We start from the raw sequence: 13,655 nt of genomic DNA on the forward strand, positions 1-13,655 counted from the left end.
GCCTGTGGCGATCATCCCCCGGCCTCACGCGTCCCGGCCCCTGCCAATAACGTCATGCCCTCTTACACCTAATCCGCCAATAGCTGCGTGACGAGTTCAGCTGGGCGACGAACCTATCTCTTCCGGAACGCGCCTTCCCGGGCCCAGGAGCCCGGCTTCTCAGCCCCGACCGAGGGAAGAAACCGGGTTGTGATCTAAACGTGACACTTTCGTTATGGATGGGCTACTGTCCACTGCGTGCCGCTGATCGATCTGGGCGGCGCCCTCGTGCACATCGCCGAATTCTGCCGGTGCCCGGGGTCCCTGAAGAGAAATCGCTTGGCAGAAGCGGGGGAACCATTTTCGGTCCCGGTGACCCGGGACCTAGGGGTTAAGTCGCCCAGGACGTCTGCGTCCGGAGCGGCCGGGTGTCTCCCACCCGCATCCGACAGCTCACCTCATAGGCAAAGGGAGGAACACACCCATGACTATTTTCAAGCGCAGCACTGCCCGCCACCGCGCCGAGACCACCTCGCACCTGGTGCGTACCACCACGATCGCCGCTGCCGCCGGCGCGGCTGTGATCGGCTCCATCGCCCCGGCCCAGGCCTACGCCGAGATCCCCGCGGGCACCGCCACCGCCTACTCGGCCCCCGCGTCCGCGCTGACGACCTACTCCTCGACGGCCACCCAGGCCGTCGTTGCCCCGCAGACCGTCTCCACCGCCTCCACCCAGGCCCCGTCCGCTCCTGAGCAGAGCGCTTCGACCGCGACGGTGTCCACCCAGTCGGCGGACATCACCGAGATCACCGGCGCCTCCGGGATCGTGGGCACCGCGATGCAGGGCGCCGGCACCGGCTACGTCTGGGGCGGGACCGCCTTCGGCGCCTGGGACTGCTCCGGGTTCACGAAGTGGGCCTACGCCCAGAACGGCATCGAGATCCCCCGCACCAGCTTCCAGCAGATCGCCGCGGCCACCCCCACGGGTACCCCGCAGCCTGGGGACCTCGTCTCCCAGAACGGCGGGGCCCACATCGGCATCTACATCGGCGGCGGCAAGATGATCTCCGCCCTGAACCCCACCCAGGGCACCTTCGTCCACTCCGTCAACGCCATGCCGGTGGACGGCTACTACACCTACCGCTGAGCCGGCCCGCCCTCCGCAACGACCGGAATCGTCGCGGAGGGCCCCGGTCCTCGCCCCGGTTGCACAAGAGAATCCCCGCCTCTCAAGTGAGTTTTTCGTCCACTGCGGGCACCACACCTCTCCTCCACTCACCCGCCGTGCGCGGTGCTCCCGATCCGGGGCCCGCTCTGCCGGACACCGTGACACCCTGCACCCCTGACCGGGGTAATCCGTGCTGTCACCACACCGTTCCGACAGATCCGCCCGGCCCGCCAGAAAGCCCGCTGAACTCCTCATGACTCGTGACCTGACCTCCTCGAATGGCCTCGGCTCGCTCCTCACCGGCAAGGCCCGCACCGTGGCCGCCGTCGCGGCCTTCTCCGGCCTGGCCCTGGCCACCACCGTCTCCGTGCAGGCAACCCCGACCTCGGATGCCTCCACCGACGCCCCGCTGTCGGCCGTCGCTGCCGCCACCCCCACCGCAGCGCCCACCGTGTCCCTCGAGCCGGTCGCCCACGTAACCACAGCCGAAAAGAAAACCAACCAGAAGAAGACCGAGAAGAAGGCGGAGCAGAAAGTCGATGCCCCGGTCGTCGCGGCACCCGCCGTGGCCGCTCCGGCACCGAAGGCCGTGGCCGCCCCGGCCCTCGCACCCGCCCCGGAGCCAGTCGTCCAGGAGCCAGTCGTCCAGGAGCCAGTCGTCCAGGCGGCCCCGAAGCCTGTCACCGCACCCGCCCCGGTGGCGTCCCCCGCCCCGAAGCCGACTGTGCAGGCGGCCCCCAGGCCCGCTGCCGCTCCCGCCCCAAAGCCGGCCGTGCAGGCTGCTCCGGCCGCCGAGCGCACGGTCACCCCGCAGAGCTCATCCTCCGGCAAGGGCGCGGCCATCGCCTCCGCGGCCATGGGACAGCTCGGCGTCGGACAGGACTGCACCGCAGCGGTGAGCAACGCCCTGCGGGCCGCCGGGATCAACTTCCGCGGCTGGCCGGCTGAATACTTCACGCTCGGCACTCAGGTCTCCGCCGGCCAGGCCCAGCCCGGCGACCTCGTCTACTACGCCGACGGCGGCATGGGCACAGCCCACATCGGCGTCTACATCGGCGGCGGCAAGGCCGTCCACGGCGGCTGGAACGGCGGCAGCACCGTCGTCGACAGCGTCAACGTGGGCACCGGCCCCGTCTACATCCGCGTGCGCTGAGCGCACGCCAGCACAGTTTCCGGGTGCGCGGTTCCTGGTCGGCCAGACAGGTTCCGCGCACCCGGTTTCCGCATCTGGAGGCACCTTTGAGCATCGAGCAGCTGGCCACCGTCGTGTCGACACCCCGGGAGCACCCCAGCAGGGTGGCCTGCGCTCCACCGCGTCGCTGTCGACGATGACCCCGTCCGCTGTGACGCCGGGGGCTCCAGTGTTCTCCTGATGACAGGACCGGCACAGCCCCCAGACCACCCTCCAGCGGCCAACACCCTCAGCTCCGGCAACCCGGAGAAGTCGGCCCGTCGAAGGCGAGAAGTACAGAGAACCGGAACGAGAGGCACCGGGAACTGTTGGCGTGGCGGCGTTGAGAGTCCACCACCGCCTCCGGTCGCCGTTTTCCGGGGCAGAGTGCATGAATTGACCCATATCCTCCCGGCTCTCCCGCAGACTGGTCTCCAGGACAGGGCCACGGCACCGACCAGCACCGGTTTGCGGTCTGAGGCCGCTGGACTGGCCGTGGCGCTGCTTGATGGTCAGGCTCTCGCCCCTTCCCAGCTCCGGCCGGTGGGACCACTGGCCAGATGGCCCCGTCCCGACCGATGTGTGGCGGAAGGAGCGACATGTGCACGTGGGCGGTGGCAGCGACACTGAGAACCTCCGTCCGGGTGGAAGGTCCCTTGGCGCAGTCCCTGAGGCAGGCCCTCACGGTCTACGACGGTAGCCTGCGAAGCTACGGGCCAGGAGGCGTTTCCCTCACTATGCACGTGGAGGCCAGCACCAACGCCACGGCCTATGTTGCGGCCCTGTCCGCTCTGGCGATCGACGTAATGCCGTGGGTGGCCGGAGCGGATCTGGCGGATCTACGGGTGTCCGCCTCCGCGCACCATTGGCAGGGCCCCAAGACCCTCCTTCCCGGCCGACCTACCCCCACCTCCCGGCATCACTCTGCCCCTGCTCCCCCACCATGCCCGCAAAAAGGAGGCCTAGGTTCTTCCGGCCCGCGGGGTGAGAAACCCGAGGCGCCGCATCCATGACGTCACCCGCACCATGGCCGGGCGAGACATCTCGTGCCCCGGCACGACGGCCATGTTGCACCAGCCCCACCACCCCATGCCCCGAACCTCAGGCACGGTCCCACCCACTGATCAAGGAGCCCACATGCCCACGCCCCCGACCGGCCGGATCCTGGTGGTCGACGACGAGACCGACCTGGCGCAGCTCGTCGCGGGATATCTGCGCAAGGCCGGGCTGGAGGTCGCCGTGCGCCACGACGGCACCGAGGCCGTGGCCGCGGTGCGCGATTTCACCCCGGACGTGCTGGTGCTGGACCTCGGGTTGCCCGGGATCGACGGAATCGAGGTGTGCCGTCAGGTGCGGACCTTCTCGGACTGCCACGTGCTGATGCTCACCGCCCGCGACGACGAAGTCGACAAGATCGTGGGCCTGTCCGTGGGCGCCGACGACTACGTGACCAAGCCCTTCAGCCCGCGCGAACTCGTGGCCCGGGTCCAAGCCATGCTGCGCCGGGCCCGCCCAGGAGATGCCGAACCCACTGCAGGCTCCCAGCACAGCCAGCAGGCGCTGGTGATCGGGGAGCTGGTGGTGGAGGAGGACTCCCGCCAGGTGCACCTGGCCGGGGAACCGGTGGCGTTGACGCGGATCGAGTTCGACCTGCTCCTGTGCCTGGCTGCCCGCCCACAGCTGGTGCTCTCCCGCCGGCAGCTGGTGGAGATGGTCTGGGACACGCACTGGACCGGGGACGAGCACCTGGTGGACGTGCACATCGGGCGGATCCGCAAGAAGCTCGGCGACGAAGCCACCAACCCGCGGTTCATCCACACCATCCGCGGGATCGGCTACCGGATGGGCACCGGACGATGAGCGCCACCGTCTCCGAGCGCACCCACCGCTGGTCCTGGAGCCCGCTGACGGTGCGATTGATGCTGGCCCAGACCGCGGTGCTGGCCATCGGGCTGATCATCGTGGTGATCACCGCGGTCCTGGTCGGACCGAGGATGTTCCACCACGAGCTCGTCGAGACCGGACACGCCGATGAGGCCCTCGGGCTGGTGCACCTGGAGGACGCCTTCCGCTCGGTGAGTCTCACCGCCCTGACCATCGGAGGGCTCCCGGCGCTCTACCTCGCCGGGATGCTCACCTTCTACCTCTACCGCACCATCGGGCGGTCCCTGGCCTCCTTCAGCGCCGCCGCCGGCGAGGTGGCCGCGGGCAACTACGACGTGCGTGTCACCTCCACCGGACTGGGCCCGGAGTTCGACTCCCTGGCCTCCTCCTTCAACGACATGGCCGCCAAGCTCGACGCCGTGGACACCACCCGGCGTCAGATGCTGGCCGATCTGGCCCACGAGATGCGCACCCCCCTGGCCAGTCTCAAAGGACACCTGGAGGGCATCGAAGACGGAGTGGTCCAGTGGGATGAACGGACCACCAGCATCCTCTACGCCCAGATCACCCGGCTGGAGCGACTGGCCCGCGACATCCGCCAGCTCACCGCCGCTGAGGAAGGTATGACCCACCTGCAACTGACCCCCCAAGACCCCAGCCGGCTGGCAGCCCAGGCGGTCGCGGCCGTCCAACAAGACGCCGCCGCCCAGGACATCTCGGTGACCTCCATCAGCACCGGCATGGAGGTCACACCGGTGCTGGTTGATCGGGAGCGGATGGGACAAGTGCTGGGCAACCTGCTGGAGAACGCCCTGCGCCACACCCCGCCCGGAGGCGCCGTCACCGTGCACACCGACTACGCTCCGGAGGCGGTCACTGTCACCGTCACCGATACCGGGGAAGGCATCAGTGAGGAGCATCTCCCGCACGTGTTCGAGCGCTTCTACCGCGCCAACACCGGCCGGGAAGCTCACCGCGGAGGCTCTGGCTTGGGGCTGGCCATCAGCAAGTCGCTGGTTGAGGCCCAGGGTGGGTCCCTGGAGGCCACCAGTGAGGGCCCCGGGCGCGGGACCAGCTTCCGGATCCGCTTGCCCCACCACACGCCCACGGACTGACCGCAGCGGCATCGCCAGGCCGGTCTGCCTGCGACGGCGGCGGGCGTGGCCCGTCATGTCGTTGCTGCCTGCGCTTCCTATCCGTGGCCGTTCTTGGCCGGCCCGCCCAGCACCAGCCGGCGGGTGCCTTTCACACTGGTGCTGACCACCTTCTCCAGCGGCCCTTGTCCCAGGCCCCGATGCCAGGCCACCGCGAACAGCGCCGCGACCGCCAGGTGGACCATGAACCACAGGTAGGGCAGCTCGTAGTGGATCTCGAAGGACAGCGCCACCAGATGGGCGGTGTAGAGGGTCAAGGTCATCACGCCCATCGCCGACAGCGGCAGCAACCATTTCCCGATCTTCGGGCCGATGAGCAGGAAGACTCCCAACACCGCCAGGCCCACCCCCAGACTGGCCGCGATCGCCAGCGGGGTGTTGGTGTGCGGGGTGGCGATCGCCAGCCACCACGCGGTGTCCGTCGGCAAGGAATCCGGCCCCCAAACCAGCACATCATCCAGCTCGTGCTCGCCCATCGAGGAGGCATCCAACAACTGCTGGTAGCCGCCGAAGGCGTAGAGCAGGACATAGGAGGTGACCCGGGCGAAGATCGCCAGCCCCACTCCCACCACGACCAGTCGAGCTTGAACCTCCGTCCTGCGCAGGTTCAACCGCCCCAGCCCCAGCCCCACCAGCAGATAGGTCATGTACGGCAGGGCCGGGTAGGTCCCGGTGAGCAGCAGCTGGGATGCCGTGGCACCGGGCTGTGTCAGCAGATCCGTGAACGTGGGGTTGTAGGAGACAAATTCGGGCAACACATCTTGGAGGCCCTGCATCAGCAGCGGGGACACCACCCCGAAGATCGCCGCAGAGATGAACAGGAACTTCGGACCTGCGTGCAGGAACGGAATCGCCAGCAGGAAGAACACCCCGTAGTAGATCAAGATGTTGTAGGCCGGCGGGTCCTCCGACATCAGTGTGCCGATCCACAGTCCCACGATCGCGATCAGCATCGCGCGCACCACCAGGCCGATCCGGTCAGCGGTCATTGTCCTGCCCTCGTGCGGGTGCCGCCCCCCGGAGGTCAGTGCCAACCCCACCCCAGCCAGTAGGGCGAACAGGGCCGCCGAGTCCCCCGAGAACAGCCGCCACGACCAGCTCGCCTCTCCGGTCTCCTCGTTCCAGGCCGGCAGCAGGTGAATGGCCATCAGCCCGATCAGCGCCAGCCCTCGAGCCGCATCGATCCCCACCAACCGGCGCGTGGGCCGGACCACCGCGTCTGCGAGACCCGCCGGCGGATGCTCTCCCATTCTCGGTCCACTACTCATCATTCCCCCTGTTGACAACAACGTCCCGGTGCATCCGGGACCGTCCTGCCCTCAGGGTGGTCCTCCCACTTGGAGTGCCCGTCGCGGAATTCTCAAGAATCCATAAAGACTTCAGGATCCATGGAGCGCAGAGGTGCTCACTCCTACGGTCACCACACGAAAGGAGAAAAGGGAATCACAGCACAGAACCCGCGGGGCCCCTTGGGGGCCTCGCGGGTTTCCGCGCCCCGGACCGGGTCCACGCTTCACCTGAATAATGACGGGTGCCCCGGCCCTGGGGAGCAACACCGGGGCACCCGTATGCCCGTACACGGGCCGATGAGAACGGGGGGTTCTCAGGTGCTAACTATGCCTTCGTTGACTCGGAAAATCAGTCCTCAAAGCACCTCAAAGAGCAAGCTTCAGGAAATCTTCATGTTGTCTTGAGAAAAGCTCAACAAGCGACTTCGATATCAATAAAGGGAGTCAGAGCTGAGCAAAGGGAACGCCGCCGTCTCGTGTGCCCGTGGCACTGGCAAGCACCCCAGGTCGGGCCCACGTGGTCTCCACCGGCAGGCCAGCGCATGGATCGAGCACCACGGAACCCGCCGCGACCATACCGCCTCGCCCCTGACCTGCCACCACTTTCCCTCCCACGGCAACACTTGACAGATGTACCCCTGGGGGGTACACCTGTACATACACATATACCCCCCCCCAGGGGTAACTAGTCGGGAAGGACGGGACCATGACGACCACTCAGTTCCAGGTGACCGGGATGACTTGCGGGCACTGCGCGATGTCGGTGCGTGAGGAGGTCCAGGAGGTCGCGGGCGTGACCGGGGTGGAGGTCAGCCACCAGAGCGGCCAGCTGACCGTCACCAGCGATCTGCCGGTGGACGAGGCAGCGGTCGTCGCCGCGGTCGAGGAGGCCGGCTACCAGCCAGCGCGGTCGGCGTGAACGCCGCCGCACGGCTAGGGGCCTACGCAGCGGGGCTGGCGGTGGTGTTCACCGGGGCCTTCGCGGCGGCCGGGGCCGTAGTGCCAGAGACGACAGTGTCGGCCTGGACACAGCAGGCGGAAGGAACCCAGATGGCCCAGCACACCGACAGCGGCCAGGACCCGGTCGAGACCACCTCCGGCAGCCACGCGGAACACACTCCCCAGGGCGTGAGCAGGGAGCAGAGCGGCTACCTCCTCCAGGAGGTCTCCGCGCCGGGGACCACCGGGGACGCCGGTGAGCTGTCATTGACGATCACCGGGCCCGACGGGGCCCCGGTCACTGAATTCGAGACCTCCCACGGGAGACAGATGCACCTGATTGTGGTGCGCTCCGATGGCACCGGGTTCCGTCACGTGCACCCGGTGATGGATGAGGCCGGGCGCTGGTCGCTGCCGTGGCAGTGGGAGGCGGCCGGCACCTACCGGGTCTACGCCGACGTCGTGCCGGCCGGTGCGGAGCAGAATTTGACGCTGACGCGCACCGTGGATGTGGCCGGAGCCTTCACCCCGGCCGCCCCGGAGGCGACCGCCACCGATGAGGTCGATGGGTTTCAGGTCTCGGTGGAAGGCGACCTGTCGGCCGGGTCCACCTCGGATTTGACCATCAGCGTCACCCGGGACGGACAGCCGATCACCACCTTGGAGCCCTACCTGGGTGCCTACGGGCACCTGGTCGCGTTGCGCGCCGGGGACCTGGCCTACCTGCACGTCCACCCCGAAGGTGCTGAGCCGGTCGCCGGCGAGGTCTCCGGGCCCGACGTCGAGTTCGCCACCACGGCCCCAACCCCGGGCCGGTACTACCTCTACTTCGACTTCCAGGTCGACGGGCAGGTCCACACCGCCCAGTTCGCCCTCGACACCACCGGGGCAGCTGACACCAGGCCCTCGGCTGGCGCTACAGCTGAGGGCCACGGCGAGCACTGACCCGTTCCCGGCCCACCACTGAGAGCGTCGCGACCGGATCGGTGGCGCCCCTATCGAGAGAAAGAAGCACCGCATGTCTGCATCCTCGGCCCAGCCGCAGTCACTGGGCACCGACGTCGAGCTCGAGATCGGTGGGATGACCTGCGCCTCGTGCGCCAACCGGATCGAGCGCAAGCTCAACAAGCTCGAGGGCGTGAGCGCCAGCGTCAACTACGCCACGGAGAAGGCCCGCGTCAGTGCCCCGGCCGGCTACGACCCGCAGGCGCTGATCGCCGAGGTGGAGAAGACCGGTTACACCGCAGCGCTACCAGCACCTCGGCAGGCCGACCCCGGTGTGGCAGTGGCCGAGGAGGCAACGGCGGAGGACGTCGAGCTGCGTACCCTGCGGCAGCGTCTGATCGGGGCGGCGGTTCTCGCGGTGCCGGTGATTGCGATGGCGATGATTCCCGCCCTGCAGTTCGACTACTGGGGCTTCGCCTCCCTCGTGCTCGCCGCGCCCGTGGTGGTGTGGGCCGGCTGGCCCTTCCATCGGGCCGCGTGGCTGAACCTGCGCCACGGCACGGCGACGATGGACACCCTGATCTCGATGGGCACGACTGCGGCCCTGTTGTGGTCGATCGTGGCACTGTTCTTCGGCACTGCCGGTCAGCCCGGGATGGTGCACCCCTTCGAGCTGACCATCTCCCCCTCCCACGGGCTGGGGAACATCTATCTCGAGGTCGCCGCGGGTGTGATCACCTTCATCCTGCTCGGGCGTTACTTCGAGAAGCGCTCTAAGCGCCGGGCTGGGGCGGCCCTGCGCGCCCTGCTGGAGCTTGGGGCCAAGGACGTCGCTGTCCTGCGCGAGGGACGCGAACAGCGCATCCCCATCGAGGATTTGGCCGTGGGGGATGAGTTCATCGTGCGCCCCGGGGAGAAGATCGCCACCGATGGGGTCATCGTCTCCGGCACGAGTGCTATCGACGCCTCCATGCTCACCGGTGAGTCGGTACCGGTGGAGGTCACCGCAGGGGACGCAGTCACCGGTGCCACCGTCAACGCCGGCGGCCGGCTCGTCGTGGCCGCCACACGGGTCGGTGCGGATACGCAGTTGGCGCAGATGGCCCAACTGGTCGAGGACGCCCAATCCGGCAAGGCCGAGATCCAGCGTCTGGCCGACCGGGTCTCGGCCGTCTTCGTACCCATCGCGATCGCGATCGCCGTGGCCACGCTCGGTGCGTGGATCGGCGCCGGGTTCCCCCTTGCGGCCGGCTTCACCGCCGCGGTGGCGGTGCTGATCATCGCCTGCCCCTGCGCCCTGGGCCTGGCCACCCCGACCGCGCTGCTGGTCGGCACCGGCCGGGGCGCCCAGATGGGCGTGCTGATCAAAGGACCCGAGGTGCTGGAATCCACCCGGCGGATCGACACGATCGTGCTGGACAAGACCGGCACCGTCACCACCGGCAAGATGACCCTCGCCGAGGCGATCCCCGCCCCCGGCGTGGACCGGGCCGAGCTGCTGCGCCTGGCCGGGGCCTTGGAGAACGCCTCCGAGCACCCCATCGCCCAGGCCATCGCCACCGGTGCCACCGCTGAGGTGGGAGACCTGCCCACACCGGAGACTTTCAAGAACATTGAAGGCCTCGGGGTCCAGGGCATCGTCGAGGGCCACGCCGTACTGGTCGGCCGGGAGGCCCTGCTCGCCGAATGGGCCCAGCACCTCGACGACGAACTGCGCCAGGCCAAGCAGGCCGCCGAGGCCCAAGGCAAGACCGCGGTGGCGGTCGGCTGGGACGGGCAAGCACGCGGCATCCTCGTAGTCGGCGATGAGGTCAAGCCCACCAGCGCCCAAGCCATCGCCCAGTTCAAGGAGCTCGGCCTGACACCGGTGCTGCTCACCGGGGACAACCAGGCCGTGGCCGCCCAGGTCGCCGCAGAGGTCGGCATCGACCAGGTCATCGCCGAGGTGCTCCCGAAGGACAAGGTCGACGTCATCGCGAAGCTCCAGGAGCAGGGCAAGACCGTGGCGATGGTCGGTGACGGCGTCAACGACGCTCCCGCCCTGGCCCAGGCCAATCTCGGCCTGGCCATGGGCACCGGCACCGACGTGGCCATCGAGGCCGCCGACATCACGCTGGTGCGCGGGGATCTGCGGGCCGCCGCGGACGCGATCCGGCTCTCCCGACGCACGCTGAGAACGATCAAGACGAACCTGTTCTGGGCCTTCGCCTACAACACCGCGGCCATCCCCCTGGCCGCCTTCGGACTGCTCAACCCCATGCTCGCCGGGGCTGCCATGGCCTTCTCGTCCGTCTTCGTGGTCACCAACAGCCTGCGCCTGCGTTCCTTCACCAGCCAGGCAATCAATCAACAGCCGTCATCGGCGGCCCCGCGCCTCCGCACGCGGCAACCGGTCGAGGCCTGAACCCACCCACCGATCGAAAGGAACAACCGTTATGTGCCACCACGACGAGCACACTCATCACCATGGGCTCGCGAACGGCCACCAAACTGGGGTCTCCGGCGACGAGACGGCCGAGTGCCCGGTGATGCCCGGCAACCAGGTCGTCAAGGCCGACGCCGAGGCCGCAGGGCTCGTCCGCGACTACCAGGGCCAGCGATACTGGCTCTGCTGCCCCGGTTGCGGCCCCGCCTTCGACGCCGACCCCGCCAGGTACGCGGCCGCCTGACCCCACTCAGTACTCCTTGGGCCGGCGGCTCCGGACCAGCTCCACAGCCGGCCCGGAGCCGCCGGCCCCTACGACACCCACAGAAAGATAAAGACACCACCATGGACACCACCCCTGTCCCGGAGGCCACCGACACCGAGTGCCACACCACCCACGGCTACATCAGCGACAAGGACCGCTACCTCGCCCGCCTCAAGCGCATCGAGGGCCAAGCCCGAGGCATCCACCGGATGGTCGACGAAGAACAGTACTGCATCGACATCCTCACCCAGATCTCGGCCCTAACCTCCGCACTACGCAACGTCGGACTCGGATTGCTCGACGACCACATGAAGCACTGCGTCTTGGACGCCGCTCAACTCGGCGAGGACGCTGCCGAGGCCAAACTCAAAGAAGCCTCCGACGCCATCGGCCGCCTCGTACGCTCCTGACACAGAGCCGACCCCGCCCACTTCTTCCCGGGATACGATCAAAACTGCGACCGGCAAAGATGCGATCGCCTTGGCATAGATCCATTCCAATAGTTGCGACAAGAGTCGGCAGCCCGGCAAACGGATTCACGACGGCGTAGGCCTCTCCAGAAATCCTGCTGCCATGTTCTAGCGTTCGCCACGGTACGAGACCCTGATCAGAGCATCCCGGCCATGTTGCCGACCAGAACGTTTCCTCCAGTACCAGGTGCACCCCAGGGTCGGACCGTGAGACCGTGTGGAGCACCCAGGGGCGGGCAGGCCCGTGACGGCTGCGCCTGGCGGAGAAGGACTGCCCCTGCGCGGCGAAGCCCTCCGGACCGATGCCCGTCCGGACGACGCACAACCGACGATGGAGCGCACCATGCAGATGGGACTCGTAGGACTGGGCAAGATGGGCGGCAACATGCGCGAGCGGCTGCGCCAGGCCGGGCACACCGTGGTCGGCTTCGACACCGATCCCGGGCTCTCCGACGCCGCAAACCTCACCGCCATGGTGGAGCAAATCGACAGCACGCCCCGCGTCGTGTGGATCATGGTGCCGGACACGGTGGTGGACACCGTGATCGACGAGCTCGCCGGAGTGCTCGGCAAGGGGGACGTGATCATCGACGGCGGCAACTCCCGGTGGATTCACGACGGCCCCCGCGCGGAGCGACTGGCGAACCAGGGCATCGAGTACCTGGACTGCGGAGTCTCCGGCGGTGTGTGGGGGATCACCCAGGGCTACGCTCTCATGGTGGGCGGGGACGAAAGCACCGTGGCCAAGGTGCAGCCGATCTTCGACTCCCTCAAGCCCGCGGGCGAATTCGGCTTCGTCCACGCCGGCGAGCACGGTGCGGGCCACTTCGCGAAGATGGTCCACAACGGCATCGAGTACGCGATTATGCAGGCCTATGCCGAGGGCTGGGAACTGCTCGAGGCGGCCGGTCACGTCCGCTCCGTGCGGGAGACGTTCAACTCCTGGCGCGAAGGATCAGTAATCAAGTCGTGGCTGCTCGACTTGGCAGTGAACGCCCTGAACGAGGACGAGCACCTGGACCGGCTCAAGGGCTACGCCGAGGACTCCGGGGAAGGCCGGTGGACGGTCGAGGCCGCCCTGGACCTCGCCGTGCCGGTGCCCAACATCTCCAACGCCCTGTTCGCCCGCTTCGCCTCCCGGCAGGATGAGGCCCCGGCGATGAAGATGATCGCGGCGATGCGCAACCAGTTCGGCGGGCACACGGTCCGGGACGTGGACGCCGCCCCCGAGCACGTCGAGTCCGCTCCCGGGGAGGAGCCGGCGCACCCCTCGGAGCAGTGAGCCCGGCCGTTCCCTACGGGCCGGCTGGAACTGCACCCCACGGTGCCACCACGACCCCAGCCTTGCTGGATCGACTGCGCCGCGGCGGAGAACAAGGACGCCATGGTGGTCACCTCCGGGACCGCGGAGCAGTACGGGCTCACGAGCATCGCGGACCTGGCGGAGGTGTGCGGGGAGCTGGTGATCGCGGGTCCGCCCGAGTTCGCCGAGCGCGCCTACGGCCTCGACGGCCTGGAGGAGAAGTACGGCTGCGTGCCCGAATCCTTCGAGCCGATCAACGACGGCGGCGGCCCGCTCACCGTCCAGGCCCTCCTCGACGGCGACGTGGACGTCGCCGACATCTTCACGACCACCCCGGCGATCGCCGAGAACGACCTCGTGGTGCTGGAGGACCCGGAGAACAACTTCATCGCCCAGCAGGTCCTGCCGCTGGCCGCGGCGGACCGGCTGCCCCAGGAGGCGGTGGACGCCCTGAACGAGCTGTCCGGCAAGCTCACCACGGAGGACCTGGTCGAGCTGAACCGCCGGGTCGGCGGCGAGGACCAGGTCAGCCCGGCCGATGCCGCACAGGAGTGGCTCTCCACCAATGGCTACCATGCGGAGGACAGACCCCTAGCTGTTGTGGGTCATGAGGTTCTTGGCGCGGGTGCGTCGATGAGATGAGGAACGGGCTCCTCGTCACAG

12 protein-coding genes and 1 riboswitch are annotated in these 13,655 nt (G+C 68.3%); of the genes, 11 read left to right on the top strand and 1 reads right to left on the bottom strand.

All coding sequences use genetic code 11. The annotated features are described in order from the left end of the window. Positions 1 to 265 precede the first annotated feature (265 nt). Positions 266 to 458: riboswitch (cyclic di-AMP (ydaO/yuaA leader) on the top strand. Positions 459 to 463: 5 nt separating this feature from the next. The 4 genes from ABD283_RS14120 (at position 464) to ABD283_RS14135 (ending at position 5,317) form a co-directional block, all read left to right on the top strand. After that, positions 464 to 1,126 (top strand): C40 family peptidase, encoded by a 663-nt coding sequence (locus ABD283_RS14120; RefSeq protein ID WP_344225578.1) that lies wholly within the window; start codon positions 464 to 466, stop codon positions 1,124 to 1,126. Positions 1,127 to 1,400: 274 nt separating this feature from the next. Continuing rightward, a complete protein-coding gene (locus ABD283_RS14125; protein WP_344225579.1) occupies positions 1,401 to 2,300 on the top strand; it encodes a C40 family peptidase in 900 nt (299 codons plus the stop codon). A gap of 1,155 nt (positions 2,301 to 3,455) precedes the next feature. Continuing rightward, positions 3,456 to 4,178, top strand: coding sequence for a response regulator transcription factor (locus ABD283_RS14130; RefSeq protein ID WP_129702176.1), 723 nt, complete (start codon positions 3,456 to 3,458; stop codon positions 4,176 to 4,178). Beyond that, positions 4,175 to 5,317: a sensor histidine kinase gene (locus ABD283_RS14135; RefSeq protein ID WP_238663275.1), complete on the top strand. Its 1,143-nt coding sequence runs from the start codon at positions 4,175 to 4,177 to the stop codon at positions 5,315 to 5,317. Before ABD283_RS14130 ends, ABD283_RS14135 begins: the two co-directional genes overlap by 4 nt. Positions 5,318 to 5,394: 77 nt before the next feature. On the opposite strand, the gene ABD283_RS14140 is transcribed toward ABD283_RS14135, so the two are convergent. After that, the gene (locus ABD283_RS14140; protein ID WP_129702174.1) at positions 5,395 to 6,606 is read right to left on the bottom strand and encodes a heparan-alpha-glucosaminide N-acetyltransferase domain-containing protein; all 1,212 of its coding nucleotides are present in this window, start codon (positions 6,604 to 6,606) and stop codon (positions 5,395 to 5,397) included. A gap of 745 nt (positions 6,607 to 7,351) precedes the next feature. On the opposite strand from ABD283_RS14140, the gene ABD283_RS14145 reads away from it, so the two are divergent. From ABD283_RS14145 to ABD283_RS14175, 7 genes are all read left to right on the top strand, one after another. Further along, positions 7,352 to 7,564, top strand: coding sequence for a heavy-metal-associated domain-containing protein (locus tag ABD283_RS14145; RefSeq protein WP_129702172.1), 213 nt, complete (start codon positions 7,352 to 7,354; stop codon positions 7,562 to 7,564). A gap of 131 nt (positions 7,565 to 7,695) precedes the next feature. Next, positions 7,696 to 8,529, top strand: coding sequence for a heavy-metal-associated domain-containing protein (locus tag ABD283_RS14150; RefSeq protein ID WP_344225580.1), 834 nt, complete (start codon positions 7,696 to 7,698; stop codon positions 8,527 to 8,529). A gap of 73 nt (positions 8,530 to 8,602) precedes the next feature. Further along, positions 8,603 to 10,933, top strand: coding sequence for a heavy metal translocating P-type ATPase (locus tag ABD283_RS14155; protein ID WP_129702168.1), 2,331 nt, complete (start codon positions 8,603 to 8,605; stop codon positions 10,931 to 10,933). A 31-nt stretch (positions 10,934 to 10,964) separates the two neighbouring features. Next, entirely contained in the window at positions 10,965 to 11,198 is a 234-nt protein-coding gene (locus ABD283_RS14160) for a YHS domain-containing protein (RefSeq protein WP_129702166.1), read from the top strand. 101 nt (positions 11,199 to 11,299) lie between these two features. Then, a complete protein-coding gene (locus tag ABD283_RS14165) occupies positions 11,300 to 11,629 on the top strand; it encodes a metal-sensitive transcriptional regulator (protein WP_129702164.1) in 330 nt (109 codons plus the stop codon). A 304-nt stretch (positions 11,630 to 11,933) separates the two neighbouring features. After that, entirely contained in the window at positions 11,934 to 12,971 is a 1,038-nt protein-coding gene (gnd, locus tag ABD283_RS14170; protein ID WP_238663274.1) for a phosphogluconate dehydrogenase (NAD(+)-dependent, decarboxylating), read from the top strand. Between the two features lie 42 nt (positions 12,972 to 13,013). Beyond that, entirely contained in the window at positions 13,014 to 13,634 is a 621-nt protein-coding gene (locus ABD283_RS14175; RefSeq protein ID WP_344225581.1) for an ABC transporter substrate-binding protein, read from the top strand. Positions 13,635 to 13,655 lie beyond the last annotated feature (21 nt).

It is taken from the genome of Kocuria atrinae, assembly GCF_039531425.1.
GTDB classification, from domain to species: Bacteria; Actinomycetota; Actinomycetes; order Actinomycetales; family Micrococcaceae; genus Kocuria; species Kocuria atrinae.